Annotated in this window: 14 protein-coding genes; 7 read left to right on the forward strand and 7 right to left on the reverse strand. The window is 73.2% G+C overall.

The window, feature by feature from the left end:
- Nucleotides 1-47 precede the first annotated feature (47 nt).
- The 6 genes from QSJ60_RS12145 to QSJ60_RS12170 all read left to right on the forward strand — a co-directional run bounded on the left by QSJ60_RS12145 (nucleotide 48) and on the right by QSJ60_RS12170 (nucleotide 7,912).
- A complete protein-coding gene (locus QSJ60_RS12145; protein WP_243568473.1) occupies nucleotides 48-713 on the forward strand; it encodes a DsbA family oxidoreductase in 666 nt (221 codons plus the stop codon).
- Entirely contained in the window at nucleotides 710-877 is a 168-nt protein-coding gene (locus QSJ60_RS12150; RefSeq protein ID WP_285463761.1) for a hypothetical protein, read from the forward strand. Before QSJ60_RS12145 ends, QSJ60_RS12150 begins: the two co-directional genes overlap by 4 nt.
- A gap of 72 nt (nucleotides 878-949) precedes the next feature.
- Nucleotides 950-1,513 carry a PadR family transcriptional regulator gene (locus QSJ60_RS12155; RefSeq protein WP_189086462.1) on the forward strand — a complete coding sequence of 188 codons (564 nt, stop codon included), beginning with the start codon at nucleotides 950-952 and terminating at the stop codon, nucleotides 1,511-1,513.
- A 4-nt stretch (nucleotides 1,514-1,517) separates the two neighbouring features.
- Complete coding sequence (locus QSJ60_RS12160; RefSeq protein WP_285463763.1) at nucleotides 1,518-3,272, forward strand: ABC1 kinase family protein; 1,755 nt, start codon at nucleotides 1,518-1,520, stop codon at nucleotides 3,270-3,272.
- A 21-nt stretch (nucleotides 3,273-3,293) separates the two neighbouring features.
- Nucleotides 3,294-4,634, forward strand: coding sequence for an SWIM zinc finger family protein (locus tag QSJ60_RS12165; RefSeq protein ID WP_285463765.1), 1,341 nt, complete (start codon nucleotides 3,294-3,296; stop codon nucleotides 4,632-4,634).
- Entirely contained in the window at nucleotides 4,631-7,912 is a 3,282-nt protein-coding gene (locus tag QSJ60_RS12170; protein WP_285463766.1) for a DUF7824 domain-containing protein, read from the forward strand. The genes QSJ60_RS12165 and QSJ60_RS12170 overlap by 4 nt, the downstream gene beginning before the upstream one ends.
- Before the next feature lie 25 nt (nucleotides 7,913-7,937).
- Here the strand turns inward: QSJ60_RS12170 and QSJ60_RS12175 are convergent, their stop codons facing one another.
- On the reverse strand, nucleotides 7,938-8,744 hold the full coding sequence (locus QSJ60_RS12175; protein ID WP_189086466.1) for an isoprenyl transferase: 807 nt from the start codon (nucleotides 8,742-8,744) through the stop codon (nucleotides 7,938-7,940).
- A complete protein-coding gene (gene recO, locus QSJ60_RS12180) occupies nucleotides 8,741-9,538 on the reverse strand; it encodes a DNA repair protein RecO (RefSeq protein WP_285463768.1) in 798 nt (265 codons plus the stop codon). The genes QSJ60_RS12175 and recO overlap by 4 nt, the downstream gene beginning before the upstream one ends.
- A 98-nt stretch (nucleotides 9,539-9,636) precedes the next feature.
- Here recO and QSJ60_RS12185 point away from each other — a divergent pair, with 98 nt between their 5' ends.
- A complete protein-coding gene (locus QSJ60_RS12185; RefSeq protein WP_189086527.1) occupies nucleotides 9,637-10,305 on the forward strand; it encodes a trimeric intracellular cation channel family protein in 669 nt (222 codons plus the stop codon).
- 123 nt (nucleotides 10,306-10,428) lie between these two features.
- Here QSJ60_RS12185 and leuA read toward each other — a convergent pair whose 3' ends face one another.
- The 5 genes from leuA to QSJ60_RS12210 all read right to left on the reverse strand — a co-directional run bounded on the left by leuA (nucleotide 10,429) and on the right by QSJ60_RS12210 (nucleotide 16,530).
- Nucleotides 10,429-12,201, reverse strand: coding sequence for a 2-isopropylmalate synthase (gene leuA, locus QSJ60_RS12190; RefSeq protein WP_271202667.1), 1,773 nt, complete (start codon nucleotides 12,199-12,201; stop codon nucleotides 10,429-10,431).
- Nucleotides 12,202-12,421: 220 nt separating this feature from the next.
- Nucleotides 12,422-13,819: an ABC transporter permease gene (locus tag QSJ60_RS12195; protein WP_285463769.1), complete on the reverse strand. Its 1,398-nt coding sequence runs from the start codon at nucleotides 13,817-13,819 to the stop codon at nucleotides 12,422-12,424.
- Nucleotides 13,819-14,580 (reverse strand): ABC transporter ATP-binding protein, encoded by a 762-nt coding sequence (locus QSJ60_RS12200; RefSeq protein WP_189086470.1) that lies wholly within the window; start codon nucleotides 14,578-14,580, stop codon nucleotides 13,819-13,821. Before QSJ60_RS12200 ends, QSJ60_RS12195 begins: the two co-directional genes overlap by 1 nt.
- A gap of 100 nt (nucleotides 14,581-14,680) precedes the next feature.
- A complete protein-coding gene (locus QSJ60_RS12205) occupies nucleotides 14,681-15,340 on the reverse strand; it encodes a response regulator (RefSeq protein WP_285463770.1) in 660 nt (219 codons plus the stop codon).
- The gene (locus QSJ60_RS12210) at nucleotides 15,337-16,530 is read right to left on the reverse strand and encodes a sensor histidine kinase (protein WP_285463771.1); all 1,194 of its coding nucleotides are present in this window, start codon (nucleotides 16,528-16,530) and stop codon (nucleotides 15,337-15,339) included. Before QSJ60_RS12210 ends, QSJ60_RS12205 begins: the two co-directional genes overlap by 4 nt.
- Nucleotides 16,531-16,585 lie beyond the last annotated feature (55 nt).

Below are 16,585 nucleotides of genomic sequence, written 5' to 3' on the forward strand. Positions count from 1 at the left end.
GTCCGGCGGGCGGGAATGCCGCGCGCGGTCCGTGCGTTCGCATCGATGTGAGCACTCCCATCAAGATCGACATCTGGTCCGACATCGCCTGCCCCTGGTGCTACATCGGCAAGCGCCACTTCGAAGCGGGCGTCGCCGCCCTGGGCGATGACGCCCCCGAGATCGAGGTGGAGTACCACTCCTTCGAGCTCGCCCCCGACACGCCCGTCGACTTCGAGGGCAGCGAGATCGACTTCCTCGCGAAGCACAAGGGCATGCCGGCCGAGCGGGTGCAGCAGATGCTGCAGCACGTCACCGGCGTCGCCGCGAACGCGGGCCTCGACTACGACTTCGACGCCCTCCAGCACACCAAGACCTTGAAGGCGCACGAGCTGCTGCACTTCGCCAAGTCCGAGGGCCGCCAGCTCGAGCTCGCCGAGCGCCTGTTCCGCGCCTACTTCACCGAGGGCCGGCACGTCGGCCGCGTCGACGAGCTCGTCGCGCTCGCCGCCGACGCCGGGCTCGACGCCGACGCCGCGCGCGAGGCGCTCGAGTCTGGTCGCTTCGCCGCCGCCGTCCAGGCCGACATCGCACAGGCGGGTGCGTACGGCATCAACGGGGTGCCCTTCTTCGTCATCGACGGCAAGTACGGCGTCTCCGGCGCCCAGCCCGCCGAGGTGTTCGGCCAGGTGCTCACCCAGGTGGCCGGCGAGCGGGACGGGGCGGTCGCGTGACCGCGGCCGACGCGTCGACCGCGGTGGCCGCGACGGATGCCTCGGCCGGCACGCCCGACGAGGCAGCCGTCTCGCCCTTCACGATGGTGACCGGCGCCCCTGGCGCGATGGTCTGCGAGGGCGACGTCTGCTTCGTGCCCGGTGCTGGCGCCGACGCCGAGTAACCGACCCCTTCCGTCGCCGAGCCGAACGATATATCGTTGAGTATCGTTCGTTAGCTCAGCATGGAGGTCACCATGAACGGACAGCGCCCGAGCGGCGGATTCAGCGGCACCGGCTTCCCGGGCGACGGCCCCGGCCAGCTGCTCTGGGAGGCGATGTCGCAGTTGCGCTCCTCCCTCGACCCGCGCGGCGGCGCTTCCCGCATGGCGCGCGGCGACGTGCGCCAGGCGGTGCTCGCACTGCTCGCCGAGGAGCCCATGCACGGGTACCAGATCATCCGCGAGATCGAGGAGCGCAGCGGCGGCAGCTGGAAGCCCAGCGCCGGCTCGGTGTACCCGACCCTGCAGCTGCTCGCCGACGAGGGGCTGATCACGGCCGAGGAGCTTCGCGGCCGCAAGACCTACTCCCTCACCGAGTCGGGGCGCGCCGAGGCCGAGGCGGGCGCCGATCGGCCCGCGCCCTGGGAGTCGGGCACCCGCAGCGCCGCCCCGCACGCGGCGCTGTCCAAGGCCGGCATCGAGCTCGCCTCTGCGGCCGCCCAGCTCGGCCGCACCGGCACGCCGGAGCAGCTCGAGCAGGCGGTGCGAGAGCTCGACGACACCCGGCGGCGGCTCTACTCGATCCTCGCCCAGGACTGACCGGGTGACGCCGCGCGCCGCCGGCGGCCCCACGCCGCCTGCCGCGGACGACGAGCGCGCCCGGCGCGCCCGCTCGCGCCGCATCCTGCGCTTCGCCGCCCGGCAGCTCGTGCAGCTCTGGTGGTTCGAGCTCGCGCTGCCGAGACTCGGCCTCGGCGGTGTCGCCGAGCGCACCCGCGCCGCACGGATGCAGCGGCTCGCCACGCGTTTCCGCGGCCTCGCGGTCGAGCTCGGCGGCCTGATGATCAAGGTCGGCCAGTTCCTCTCCTCCCGGCTCGACGTGCTGCCGCCCGAGATCACCTCCGAGCTGGAGGGACTGCAGGACGAGGTGCCCGCGGTCGCCTTCCCCGAGATCCGGAAGCTCGCCGAGCAGGAGCTCGGCGCGCCGCTCGGATCGGTCTACGCCGCCTTCGACGAGACCCCAGTCGCGGCGGCGTCGCTCGGCCAGGCGCACCGCGCCCGACTCGCCGCACCCGACGCCGAGGACGCCGGCTTCGCCGAGGTCGTCGTGAAGGTGCAGCGCCCGGGCATCGACCGCATCGTCGCCGTGGATCTCGCGGCGCTCCGCCGCATCGCCGGCTGGCTGCGTCGGGTGCGGATCGTCGCCGACCGCGTGGATGCCCCGGCCCTCGTCGAGGAGTTCGCCCAGACCAGCCTCGAGGAGATCGACTACCTGCACGAGGCGGCCAACGCCGAACGCTTCGCCGAGTCGTTCGCGGAGGAGCCGCGCGTCGACGCGCCCGCCGTCGTCTGGGCGCGCACCACCCGACGGGTGCTGACGCTCGAGGACGTCACCGCGATCAAGATCAACGACACGGCGGCGCTGCGCGCGGCCGGCATCGACCCCTCGGAGGTCGCGCACGTCTTCGCCGAGGTCATGTTCGACCAAGTGTTCACGCACGGCTTCGTGCACGCCGATCCGCACCCCGGCAACCTCTTCGTCACACCGAACGTCGCCGCCGATCCGTCGGCCCCTGCGGGCGAGGCGGCGACGCCCGGCTGGCGGCTCACCTTCGTGGATTTCGGCATGATGGCCGAGGTGCCGGCCGAGCTCCGCAGCGGGCTGCGCACCCTCGTGATCGCGGTCGCCGCACGCGACGGCCGCGGCATGATCGAGGCCGCGCGGGAGATCGGCGTGCTCCTGCCGAGCGCGGACACCGGCGAGCTGGAGCGCGCGCTCTCCCAGCTGTTCGAGCGCTTCGGCGGCATGGGCTTCGCCCAGCTGAAGGACGTGGATCCGAGGGAGTTCCGCCAGTTCGGCGAGGAGTTCGGCGACGTCGTGCGCTCCCTCCCGCTGCAGCTGCCCGAGCATCTGCTGCTCCTCATCCGGGCGATGGCGCTCACCTCCGGCATGTGCAGCGGGCTCGACCCCGAGTTCAACGTCTGGGACGCGGTCGAGCCGTACGCGACGCAGCTGCTCCGCGAGGAGGGCGGCGGCATGGCCCGCGGATTCGTCGACCAGGCGATGTCGAGTGCCGGCATCCTCTGGGGGATGCCGCAGCGGCTCGACTCCGTCGTCACGAAGGTCGAGCAGGGCCGACTCTCCTTCGACACCTCGCGGCTCGAGCGGCGTCTCGATCGACTCGAAGGCGTCGCCCGCCGTGTGGTGTCGGCGGTGCTGTTCGCCGCCCTCCTCATCGGCGGCGCCGTCCTCGTCGCACCGAACCCGCCGCTCGGGTGGACCCTCTTCGGGCTCTCCGTGCTGCCCCTGCTGCACGCGCTCCTCGCGGGGCTCTTCGCCCGGCGCGGCCCGAGGTAACCCCTCCGCTAGGCTGCCTGCATGGGGGATCGCGGATTCGCGTCGGCGTCGACGGCGACCGCGAACGGACTCGCCCTCGCGCTCGCCCCCGGCCTCGCGCCGAACGGTCCCGATCCGCGGCCGAGCTTCTTCCACGGTTTCGCGACCGAGCCGCAACTCGTCGCCCGCGGCCTGCTGACCCTCGCCGACCTCACCGCCACGCGGTACTTCAAGTACACGCCGACGACGCAGCGCGACCCGGTGCTGACCGCCCACGGCGACCGCCTCCGCGCCGAGGTCTTCTCGGCCTGCAACAGCGTCTACGCCAGGCTCGACCTGCTCGCGAGCGGGCTCGACGGCGGCGAGGTCTCGCACGGCACGACGAACGTCGACCTCGGGCTCGCGACGAGGCAGGCCCTCGCCGCGGTCGGGCGCGCCGAGTTGTTCCATCTCGACGTCGGGACCGAGGGCCTGGAGCTCTCGACGCCGCGGACGACCGCCGTCGAGCGACCGGTCGAGATGCCGGCCCGCTGGATCCCGGCCTTCGGTAACGTCGCCGAGCTGCACCGCGGTCTGCGCCTCGCTTTCGAGCTGGACCGGGCGGGCGCCCGGGCGCTGCTCGGCTCGCTCCCGGCGACGACGGCCTCGGGCACGAGCGGCTGGCTCACCCCGACCCCGAGCGGGGCGAGGCTCGCCCCTCGCCGAACCGGCAGTGCGGTGCACGTGCAGGGCCTGCACCGGCTCGCCGCGCTGAAGCGGCTGCTCCTCCACGTGCAGGGGCTCGCCGTGTACGGGCAGGCGGACGGCGAGCCGGGGCCCACCGCCGTCGAGGTCTCGCTCCCCCACGCGAGCCTGCTGCTCGGGCTCACCGTCGAATCGTGGCGGGGCTTCTCCGGCGAAGGGTCGCTCGTGAGCGCCCTCGCGCCCGCCGACGTCGCCGAGCACGCGGCACTGCTCTCGGCGCTGCTCGCCTTCGAGCCCGTCATCGACGTCGATCGCCTGCAGCGGGAGTCCGGCCTCAGCCGAGCCCAGACCGAGTCCGGCATCGCCGTGCTCGCCGCCTCGGGCCGTGTCGGCTGGGACGTGCGCAGCGGCGCGCACTTCCACCGCGAGCTGCCCGACGACCCCGAGCGCGTCACGCGCGATCACCCCCGCGTGCGGACCGCCCGGCGCCTCGCCGCCGAGCGGCGCGTCGCACCGGCTGAAGCCGCCGGCGAATGGCTCGTCGAGGGCGGGAGTGAAGCGGAGCCGGTGCGCTACCTCGTGCGCATCGGGGACGACGGGGGCCGATGCAGCTGCACCTGGCAGCTCGGCGGCAGCCGCGACCGAGGACCCTGCGCGCACGTGCTCGCCGTCCGCATCCTGATGGAGGAGACCGCATGACCGACGCCCTCGCCCGCTCGCTCGAACTGTTCCGCGAGCTCGGCTGGGACGGCGCTCCGCTCGCCGACGCCCCCGTGCTGCCCATCGGCACCGAAGCGCAGCAGCGGGAGGCGCGGGCCGGGCTCCGCCGCGGCGACTGGAACGAATGGGCCGAGCACGACGGCGGCTTCGTGCGGGCCTCGCTCGTCGGCGAGACCGACCACGGGATGCTCGCCCTCTTCGCGATCCGCACCGGCGTCGACGCCAGGCGGGCCGAGGACTTGCTCGGCGGGGCCGGCACGGTTCCCGACGAGCTGGCGGCCGAGGTGCTCGCGACCCGCGGCCCCGAGTTCGCGACGGCGTTCGTGGCCCGCGCGTGCCGCTCGAACCGCCGCGCCTGGGAGCACTCCACCTCGGTGCACGCCGGACGCGCGGTGCGGCTCGTGCACCATCACGAGCTGCCGGTGCCCGAGAGCGTCGAGTACCTGAAGGACTGGTCGGTCTACGCCGCGCTCGCCCTCGGCGAAGAGGCCGAGCTCTTCCCGCAGGACCGCGGCGCAATCGACGCCGAGTTCCTCCGCCCCCGCTTCGCCGAGCACGTCCGCCTCGGAATCGCGGTCGGCGCCCCGGCGACGGGCCCCTTCGGGCGGGCGGTCGCGGTGGGGGTCACGGCGGGCTGGATCACCCGGGACGAGGCGGTCGCGCTCGTGCTCCTCGCACTGGATGCGGCCCAGCGCCCGGGCGACCGGAAGGCGTGGGCGGGCACACTCGTCGGAGCGCTCGCCCTCAGCGACGCCGAACTCGTCGCGCACGCCGGGTCCCTGCTGGGCGCACTGAGCCATGCCGAGGCGCCGGTCGTCGTCGCACTCGCGCCGGCACTCATCGAGCACGGCGACGAGGACGACGCGGCCGAGGCGTTGTCACTCGCCCTCGCGACGAAGCCCAAGGCCGCTCGTCGCGCGGTCCTCGACGCCGCGGAACGGCGGCCCCGGCCGCTCACCGGCGCGGCGGGCGAGACCGCGCGACCCGCCCTCGCCGCCGTGGCGGCCGGGCGGGACACGGGGCTCGCATCGTCCGCCACGGCGCTGCTCGCACGCTGGGGTCTGACGGACGAGGAGCCGCCGGCGCAGCCCGTCGAGGCGCCCACGCCGTGGACGCCGACGCCGCCGCTCTGGGAGGTGCCGAGGTTCGCCCCGGCGCCGGCGACGATCGAGGCGCTGTCCACCGCCGCCGAGCGGCTCGCCTCCCGCCCGGAGAACGCCATAGACCTCGAGGTGGATCGCTTCCTCGAGCTCGCGAACGCCGTCGCCCGCAGCGATCCCGATCGGACGCGCCTCGCCCTCCGTGGGCTGAAGCCGAGCTGGCGGGCCGGCGTCGGAGCCGTGGCCGACTGGGTGGCGGAAGCGCCAATCCGCTCGCTCGACCGCCTCGTCGGGCCCGGCGGCGAGGACTGGCGCCACGACGTGCACTACCCGCCCGCGACCGCCCGTGAGGCCGCCGTCGCGCAGCGCCTCGGCGAGGTGCCGACGCTGCTGTCGACGCCGAGCTGGGACGACCTTCGGATCGACCCCGAGGAACTGCTCACACGTCTGCGCGCCTACCGCGACGCCGACGCCGCCGCAAGCGAGGCGGACCTGCTGCTCGCCCTGCTCCGGGTCGAGCTCTCGCTCGTCACGCCGGCGCAGCTCGACGAGCTCGCCACGCTCCAGGTGCCGGTGCTGCTGCAGTCCGGCGAGCGGATGGAGCGCGACGCGGGTCCCGCCGCTCGCGGCTACCTGCTCGACCCGCTTCGCGAGCCGGCGCTCGTGCAGGACGAGGACGGCGACTGGGAGCGCGCCGAGACGACCCTCCCGGCCTCGCTCGCCGAATTCCCGCCGCGGCTCGACCCGAGCCGCTACGGCTGGGGCTCCCCGGTCGAGCTGCCGGCCTGGGGCGACGGCACGCACCCGGGCGACTGGCTCGAAGCGTCGAGCGGGTACACCTGGCGTCAGCTCGCCCGACGCGCCCGACCGTTCGGGCCACGGCAGGCCGCGGCGCTGATCGGCGGCCTCCGCTCGCCGCACGAGCAGGCAGCCGGTGCCATGTTCGAGGCCGTGCTCGAGGCCTGGGAGCGCGGGCTTCTCATCCCGGGCGTGGCCGAGCTCCGACTCGTCGACCGCGGCGGCCCGAGCGGCGCGGCGCAGCTCGCCCGCGTCGCCGGGGAGCTCGCCGAGGCCGGACTGGGATCACTCGTCTGGCCGCTGCTCGACGGCACCGTCGAGGCCTCCCTCGCCGGCGTCCGAATGATCCCGGGCACGGCGGAGCTCGTCGAGGCGATCGACAGCCTCCTGCCCTCGGCCCAAGCGGCCGTCGGCGCCGGCATCGCCGAGGCATCCGTGCTCGAACTGCCGGGCGTCCGCGCGCTCGCCGCGCGGAACGGCTCCTCGCGCGCCGTCGCTGCGGCCCGCGCGGTCGTTGCCCGCCTCCCTGCGCCGAGCGCGCCGGCCGCTCCCCTGGCCCCCGAGACCGAGCCCGGGATCGATCTCGACGCCGTCTGGCCGTCAGGGGACGGCGAGGGCGTCGCGATCGACGACGGCGTCGAACTGAGCGCGACGGTGCACAGCCGCGGCTCGAAGCGCTTCGTGCCGCTCGAGTTCGCGCTCGCCGAGGAGCCGGGCGTGCGCTACCGCGCGCTCATGACCTGGGCCTACGCCCTCGACCGGGAGGGACAGCTCGACGCCGAGACCGTCGAGGGCGACGAGCGCCGCTGGATCGAATGGGACGCCGCCGCGGGCCGGCTCTCCGTTTCCGAGTTCCGCGACCGCAGCACCGGCGGGGCCGGCCCGCGCAGCGACGGCCTCGAACCCCCGCTCACCTCACTCATGGTCGCGGTCGTGCTCGCCTCGCTCTGCTCGGACGTCGAGTCGCGCTACAGCGTCGATGCGATGGTGGCGGCCCGCAAGTTCTCCGCGGCCTCGGTTCGGCTCGCCGCTCGACGCCTCGTGCCGCTGCCGGAACTGACGCCCGCGCGCATGATGGGCTCGATCGAACGCGAGCTGCGAGCGCTGCCCGTGCTCTGGCCGCTGCTCACCGAGTCGGTGCGCTTCGCCGCCGGGCAGCCGAAGCCGCCCGCCTGGCTGAACCGGGTGCTCGACGTCGCGCTGCTGCGGGCGCCGGTGCTGCGGGCCGCGGCAGCCGCCGGCCGGATCCCCGCAGACGACGCGACGTGGCCCGGTCTCGCGGAGCTCGCCGCACGGAAGGGCTCGTCCGCCGCGCTCGTGAAGGCCCGCGCACTCCTCGGCGAGCTCGGGCTCGGCTGAGCCGGCGGCCGACGAACCGCCGGCGCTACCCGGCGCTCGGGGCGTCGACGGCGCCCCCGAATCGCCGGGTGCGCCGCGCGTACAGCTCGACCGCGCGCCAGAGGTCGACGCGGGAGAAATCCGGCCAGAGGGTGTCGAGGAAGACCATCTCCGCGTAGGCCGACTGCCAGAGCAGGAAGTTCGAGGTGCGCTGCTCCCCCGAGCTGCGCACGAAGAGATCGACGTCGGGCATGTCGGGCTGGTACAGCCGCTTGGCGATCTGCTTCTCGCTCACGGCCGAGGGCCTCAGGCGACCGGCCGCGACGTCGTCGGCGATCGCCCGGACCGCGTCGGTGATCTCGTTGCGCCCGCCGTAATTCACGCACATCGTCAGGGTCAGCACGTCATTGCCCGCGGTCAGCCGCTCGGCGAACTGCAGCTCCTCGATGACCGACTTCCAGAGCCGGGGCTTGCGCCCCGCCCAGCGGATGCGCACACCCCACTCGTTCAGCTGATCGCGCCGGCGGTGCAGCACGTCGCGGTTGTAGCCCATCAGGAAGCGCACCTCGTCTGGGCTGCGCTTCCAGTTCTCGGTCGAGAACGCGTAGACCGAGAGGTGCTTCACGCCGATCTGCACGGCACCGGCGACGACGTCGAGCAGGGCGGCCTCGCCCGCCTTGTGCCCCTCGATGCGGGTGAGGCCCTGGCGGTTCGCCCAGCGGCCGTTGCCGTCCATGACGACCGCGACGTGATTCGGCACGGCGCCGCGCGGCAGCTCCGGCGGGTAGAGGCCGGTCCAGTCGATGGGACGGTACGGCACTGCGTCGCGGTGCGTGTAGGGCTTCGGGGTCACGGAGTTCCTGTCTGGGCTGGTGCGTCGGGAGCCGTGCGGTCCGGCGCCGCGCGGGCGGCGGGCTCGTCGGCGTCGCGGCTGACGTGCGGCAGTGAGCGGAGCCCCCGCTCGAGATGCCACTGGGCGTAGGCCGCGACGATGCCGGAGGCCTGGTTGCGGTCGCGCTCGGGCGCGGCCTCGGCGCGCGCCCAGTCGCCGGTGAGCAAGGCCCCGAGCAGCGCGATCGTCGTGCGCTCGATGCGCGGCGAGCCGGGCGGCGCGCACTCGTCGCAGACGATGCCGCCGAGCTGCACCACGACCGCACGGTGCTCGCCGGGCCTGGCGCAGCGGGAGCAGTCCTCGAAGCTCGGCGCCCAGCCGGCGAGGGCGAGGGCGCGGAGCAGATAGGAGTCGAGGGTCAGGCCCGGGCCGTGCTCGCGCCGGGCGAGCGAGCGGAGGGCCCCGACGAGCAGCAGGTACTGCTGCAGCGAGCCCTCGGCCTCGGTGACGCGGTCGGCGGTCTCGACCATCGCGTTCGCCGCGGTGTACGCCGCGTAGTCCTGCGAGATCTCGGCGCCGTAGGAGCCGAGCGACTCCGCCTGGGTGATCACGTCGAGCGTGCGGCCCTCGTAGAGCTGCAGATCGGCGACCATGAACGGCTCGAGCCTCGCCCCGAACTTCGACGCCGTGCGGCGCACGCCCTTCGCCACGGCGCGGATCTTGCCGTGCCGTCGCGAGAGCAGCGTGACGATGCGGTCGGCTTCACCCAGCTTGTGGGTGCGCAGCACGACGGCTTCATCTCGGTACACGGGCACCAGACGATTCTCCCATCTCGGGCCCGACGAACCGCCGGAACACGGGGCCATCCGCGGCATCCGCTTGCGAGAATGGGCGGGTGGAGACCTCGCAGTTCATGATCCCGCTCTGGCTGGACCTCACCGCTGTCGGCCTCGGCGGGGTGCAGGGGGCGTTGTTCGCGTCCGGCTTCCGCGGCGAACGCCGGCTCGACCTGCTCGGCGTCGCGATCGTCGGCATCGTCATGGGCTTCGGCGGCGGTGTGATCCGCGACCTGCTGCTGAATCAGCCGATCGGCGCGCTGCAGAGCAACTGGTACCTCGTGACGGCGGTCGTCGCCTCGCTCGTCGGCATGCTGCTCGCGGGGCCCCTCACCCGCCTGAACGGCGTCATCGTCGGCCTCGACGCCGTGGTGATCGGCATGTTCGGCGCCTTCGGCACCTCGAAGGCGCTCGGCCTCGGCCTGCCGATCCTGCCTGCCGTGTTCGTCGGCGTCGCCGCGGCGGTCGGCGGCGGCATCCTCCGCGACATGCTGATGAGCCTCCCGGTCGCCATCATGCACGTCGGCTCGCTCTACGCGGTCGCCGCGGCGGCCGGATGCCTCGTGCTGGTCGTGCTCGACCTCTTCCACGTGCCGATCTTCATCGCCGGCATCGCCTGCGTCGTCGTGACGAGCATCATCCGCTGGCTCGCCGTGATCTTCGACCTCTCGCTCCCGGAGCAGCGCATGCTCAACCGCCGCAAGGTCGCCACCGAGACCGGCGTGCTCCCCGTCATCCGCCGCTGACCCACCCGCCCATCCAAACCTCGAGTTGCCCGACTTGCATGAAAGTTGGGCAACTCGGGAAAAGGCGAGTCGCCCGGATCCGGGAGGACGCGGGCGACTCTGACCGACGGTTCGTGAACTCGCTCAGACCGCGGCGAGCTCCGGCTCCGGCTCGACCGCGACGCCGCGCAGCGCCCGGTTCACGGAGGACACCACGGCCTTCAGCGAGGCGGTCGAGATGTCCGCGTCGATGCCGACGCCCCAGAGCACCCGGCCCTCGACCTCGAGCTCGACGTACGCGGCCGCCACGGCGTCGCCGCTCGCCGCGAGCGTGTGCTCGACGTAGTCGCGGAGCTTCACCTGCACGCCCTCGGCGCCGAGCACCGCGAGGAACGCCGAGATCGGCCCGTTGCCGCTGGCGTCGGCGTCGACGCGCTCGGCGCCATCGCGGAGGCCCACCCGCACGTTCACGATGCCGTCGAGATCGCTCTCCGTGCGGAGGCTGAGCAGCTCGAAGCGGCCCCACTTCTCGTCGGGGCGCGACTCCGGCGCCGGCAGGTACTCGTCGGTGAAGATGCGCCAGATCTCGTCGCTCGTGACCTCGCCGCCCTCGGCGTCGGTCTTCGCCTGTACGACGCCCGAGAACTCGATCTGCAGCCGGCGCGGCAGCTCGAGCGCGTGGTCGCTCTTCAGCAGGTAGGCGACGCCGCCCTTGCCGGACTGCGAGTTCACGCGGATGACCGCCTCGTAGCTGCGCCCCAGGTCCTTCGGGTCGACCGGCAGATAGGGCACCGCCCACTCGAGCTCGTCGACGCTGACGCCGGCCGCCTCGGCCTTCGCCTCCATCGCCTCGAAGCCCTTCTTGATGGCGTCCTGGTGCGAGCCGCTGAACGCGGTGTAGACGAGGTCGCCCGCCCAGGGGCTGCGCTCGTGCACCGGCAGCTGGTTGCAGTACTCGGCGGTGCGCTTGATCTCGTCGAGGTCGCTGAAGTCGATCTGCGGGTCGATGCCCTGCGTGAACAGGTTGATGCCCAGCGCGACGAGGTCGACGTTGCCGGTGCGCTCGCCGTTGCCGAAGAGGCAGCCCTCGATGCGGTCGGCGCCGGCCAGGTAGCCGAGCTCCGCCGCCGCGATCGCCGTGCCGCGGTCGTTGTGCGGGTGCAGCGAGAGGATCACGTTCTCGCGGTGCGCGAGGTGCCGGCTCATCCACTCGATCGAATCGGCGTAGACGTTCGGCGAGGCCATCTCGACGGTCGCGGGGAGGTTGATGATGACCTTGCGCTCGGGCGTCGGCTCGAAGACCTCGAGCACCTGGTTGCAGACGTCGACCGCGAACTCGAGCTCGGTGCCGGTGTAGCTCTCGGGCGAGTACTCGTAGTAGACGGCCGTGCCGGGGATGGTCGACTCCATCTCGCGGCACTTGCGCGCGCCGTGCAGCGCGATGTCGATGATGCCCTGGCGGTCGGTGCGGAACACCACCTCGCGCTGCAGCACGCTCGTCGAGTTGTAGAGGTGCACGATGGCCTGCTTGGCCCCGGCGATGGCCTCGTAGGTGCGCTCGATGAGGTGGTCGCGGGCCTGCGTCAGCACCTGGATGGTGACGTCGTCGGGGATGGCGCCGTCGTCGATGAGCTGGCGGACGAAGTCGAAGTCGGTCTGGCTCGCGCTCGGGAAGCCGACCTCGATCTCCTTGTAGCCCATCTTCACGAGCAGCTCGAACATGATGCGCTTGCGCTCGGGGCTCATCGGGTCGATGAGGGCCTGGTTGCCGTCGCGGAGGTCGACCGCGCACCAGCGCGGGGCCTCGGTGATGCGCCGGTCGGGCCAGGTGCGGTCGGGCAGCTCGACGCGGAGCTGCTCGTGGTACGGGCGGTACCGGTGCACGGGCATCGGGGACGGCTTCTGGGTGTTCTGCATGGTGCTCTCTTCTCGCTTCAGTCCGGTGGCAGCCGACGACGAACTCCGCAGCGAGGGAGGCCTAGAACGAGGACTCGCTGCGGCAGCTAAGGAGAAGCAGGCCGTGAAGCACGGAACCAGGGTAGCACCGCGACGGAGAAGGGCGGAACCGGAGCATCCCCCACGGAGCCCCGGTCCCGCCCGGCGGGCACCCCCCTGGTGCCCGGTCTGGTGGCCGAACTCAGTCGGTGGCGAGTGCGACGACCGGCGAGACGCGCATCGCGCGCCGGGCCGGGGCGATCGAGGCGACCGCCGTGAGCAGGCCGGCGGCCACGATCAGGATGCCGATCATCGCCCACGGGATGCCGGGGAAGATGAACACCGGCTGCCCCTGCGCCCCGCCGAGCAGCGCCTGCGCGCCCGCCCAGCCGTAGACGAAGCCGAGCACGAGCCCGGTGAGGGTCGCGGCGACCGTGAGCGCCGCGGCCTCGGCGACGATCATGCCGCGCAGCTGCCGCGCCTCGAAGCCGAGCGCCCGCAGCAGGCCGAGCTCGCGCGTGCGCTGCAGCACGCTGAGCGAGAGCGTGTTCACCATGCCGATCGCGGCGATGAGCGCGCTGAAGCCGATGAGCACCGCGAAGATCGCGATGGTCACGTTGAGCATGCCCTCGACGCCCGCGAACACCTCCGGCTGCGCCTCGATCGCCGCGTGGATCATCGCGCGGTACGACTCCATCGTCACGGAGAAGGTGGTGACGAGGGTGACGCCGATCACGAGGCCGATCGTCATCCGGGAGGCGCGTTCGGGATTGCGCACCGCGTTCTCCGCCGCGATGCGGGCCGCCGGCGAGCGGCCGAACAGCCGGCCGACGAGGCGGAGCACGGGCGGCATGACGACGTGCGCGGCGAGCACGACGCCGGAGAAGGAGAGGATGCCGCCGAGGAGCCCGATCAGCACGCCCTCGGGCCGGACCAGGCCCACGACGATGCCCGCGGCGAGCAGGGCCGTGCCGAGCACGACGAGCACGACGGCGGCGATGTTGCGGCCGCGCCGTCGGACGAGCTCCTCGCGGCCGGACTCGACCGACTGGCCGATCGCCTCGATCGGGCGCACCCGCAGCACGCGGCGCGAGCCCACCCACGAGGCGAGCCACGTCGTCAGCACGACCGCGATCGCGGGCAGCAGCACCGAGACGTTCAGGTACTGGTAGTCGACGGCGGGCATCACCCCGGTCGCGACGGCGACCCGCTCGAGCCCGAATGCGGCGAGCGTGCCGAGCAGGACGCCCGCCGCGGCACCGGCGAAGCCGACCGCGAGGCCCTCCCGGGCGATCCGGCCGCGCTCGGCGCGGGCCGAGGAGCCGATGAGCCGGAGCAGCGCGATGAGGCGGGTGCGTCCCGCGACGACCGTGGCGACCGTGTTCGAGGTGACGACGGCGCTGACGTAGATCGCGATGACGATGAACACCCACGCGACGACCGGCAGCATGAGCGCGACGGTGTCGCTCTCCCCCGTGACGGAGTCGGCGGCGATCGCGACGGCGAGCATGCCCGTGACGTGCAGCAGCAGGACGCCGAAGGTGCCCGCGAGCAGCGCGACGAGGAGCGTGGGGATCTGGTCCTTCAGCCGGGCGCGCATCAGGCCGCGGTTTCCATCGAGAGCATGAACGAGGCGATCTCCTCCGGCGTCGAGCGTCCGGCGTCGCGCACGATCCGGCCGTCGGCGAGGTAGAGGATCCGGTCGGCGTGGCTCGCGGCGATCGGGTCGTGGGTCACCATCGCGATCGACTGCCCGTAGCCGGCGCTCGCCCCGGCGAGCAGCCCCAGCACCTCGCGCCCCGTGCGGGAGTCGAGGTTGCCGGTCGGCTCGTCCGCGAAGACCAGGTCGGGCCGGGTGGCGAGCGCACGGGCGATCGCGACGCGCTGCTGCTGGCCGCCGGAGAGCTCATGGGGTCGGTGTCCGAGGCGGCTCTTCAGGCCGAGCACCTCGTAGAGCTCCTCGATCCACATCCGCTCGTCGAGGCTGGGCTTGCGCCCGTCGAGCTCGAACGGCAGCAGCACGTTGCCGCGCACGTCGAGCGTCGGCACGAGGTTGAAGGACTGGAAGATGAAGCCGACGCGGCGCCGGCGCAGCACGGTCAGGGCGCTGTCCGGCAGCGAGGTGATCTCGGTGTCGCCGAGCCACACCTGGCCCGAGCTCGGGGTGTCGAGGCCGGCCATAATGTGCATGAGCGTCGACTTGCCGGAGCCCGACGGGCCCATGATCGCGGTGAACTCGCCGCGGCGCAGCCCGAGGGAGACGTCGTCGAGCGCGGTGACCTGGCCGGCGCCGCTGCCGTAGCGCTTGCCGAGGGCGGCGACGCGGGCGATGAGGCCGAGGTCTGAGGGTTGGATCTGCATGTCTTCGACGCTACGGACCGGGGCCCGGCCCGGGCATCCGGCCGGCGGATGGTCCGCCGTCATCCTGCAGGATGACCGCCGGCACGCCCCGGGATGACGCTCAGAGCTCGTGCTCGTACGCGAAGACGACGAGCTGCACCCGGTCGCGCAGTCCGAGCTTCGCGAGAATGCGGCTCACGTGCGTCTTCACCGTCGCCTCGCTCAGGTACTCGCTCGCGGCGATCTCGGAGTTCGAGAGTCCCTTGGCCGCGAGGGCGAAGATCTCTCGTTCCCGCGGCGTGAGCTCGGCCCAGGCGGGCGGCGCGGGGCTGCGCTCGCTCCCCCGGCCGGCGTGGGCGATGAGGTTCCTCGTCGCGTTCGCCGCGATCACGGCGTTGCCCTGGTGCACCGTGCGGATGGCGGCGAGGAGGAACTCGGGGTCGGCGTCCTTCAGCACGAAGCCGCTGGCGCCGGCGCGGATCGCTCGCGCGGCGTTCTCGTCGAGGTCGAAGGTGGTGAGCACGAGCACTCGCGGCGCGGGGTACCCGCCCCGGTCGGCGTCGGCGAGGATGCGCTCCGTCGCGGCGATGCCGTCGAGCACCGGCATCCGCACGTCCATGAGGATCACGTCGGGCCGCGAGCGGTTCGCGAGCGCGGCGCCGGCCGCCCCGTCGGCGGCCTCGCCCGCGAAGGAGAGGTCCGGCTGCGACTCGATGAGCATGCGGATGCCCGCACGGAACAGGGCCTGGTCGTCCACGAGGCAGACGCGGATCTCGGTCATCTGGTGCTCCCCTGCTGGGCCGGGATCCGGGCGATCACCCGGAACCGCCCGTCGTCGGTCTCGATCGTGAGCTGACCGCCGGTCAGCTGCGCGCGTTCGCGCATGCCCGGGATGCCGTGCCTGGCGCCGCGGGCGCCGACGGGCTCCGCGCCCAGCCGGACGTGGTTCGTGATGGTGGCGACGACGCCGGCCTGGTCCCAGGCGAGCACGACGTCGACGGGCCGATCCGCGTCGCCGTGCCTGAGCGCGTTCGTGAGCGCCTCCTGCACGATGCGGTAGACGGCGATCTGGTGGCCGGTGCCGAGCTCGACCCGGGGGCCGTGTTCGACGAGCTCGACCTCGAGTCCGGCGCCGCGCAGTTGGGCGAGCAGCTCCTCAAGGTCGTCGAGCACGGGCTGCGGGGTGTCGGTCTCCGCGTGGCGCAGTTCGGCGAGGAGCATCCGCACGTCGCCGAGCGCCCCGCGGGCGACGCCCGCGATGGTGCCGAGCGCCTCCACCGCGGTCTCGGGTCGGGTCCGCGCGGCGAAGCGCGCGCCGTCGGCCTGCGCGATCACGACCGCGAGCGAGTGCGCCACCACGTCGTGCATGTCGCGGGCGATGCGGTTGCGCTCCTGCTCCACCACGTAGCGGTACTCGGCGAGCTCGCGCTCGCGGAGCGCGACCTCCTCGCGGCGGCCGATCTCCCGGGACTCGCGGACCGCGCGGACCAGCAGGCCGGCGGTCCAGCTCAGCACGAGCACGGAGATCGCCGCGATGAAGGTCACCCCGAGCCAGAGGGTCAGCGCCACCGCGTTGTCCGGCGCGAACAGGAACTCGCTCTGTCCGAGCGCGGGCTTCAGCAGCCCGAGATACAGCGTCGCGACGACCGAGCCGACGCCCGCGGAGACGAGTCCGAGCCATTTCACGATGGACTCGCCGTGCGCGGCGGTCGTGTAGAGCACGCCGAGCACCGCGACGTCGTAGAGCTGCAGCTCCCGGAGCGCGCCCATCTGCACGAGCGCCGCGAGCCAGGCGACGCCGAGCGACCAGCCCGGCGAGAGCCGGCGCACCGCGAGCGCCCCCGCGAAGCCGGCGAGGGCGAGCAGGTCGAAGACGTTGCCGAGCAGCGCCAGCGGGAGACAGAGCAGTGCGAAGACGCCGGCGAGGACGATGTCGGTCGTCAACCGCCCCCGGCTCAGAGTCGTGCGCATCGAACCACCGTACGCCCAGCTCCCCCGGCGTTCACGCCGATCCGCTCGGAATCAT

Origin of the sequence: Agromyces sp. NBRC 114283, assembly GCF_030268405.1 — a bacterium.
Lineage (GTDB): Bacteria > Actinomycetota > Actinomycetes > Actinomycetales > Microbacteriaceae > Agromyces > Agromyces mediolanus.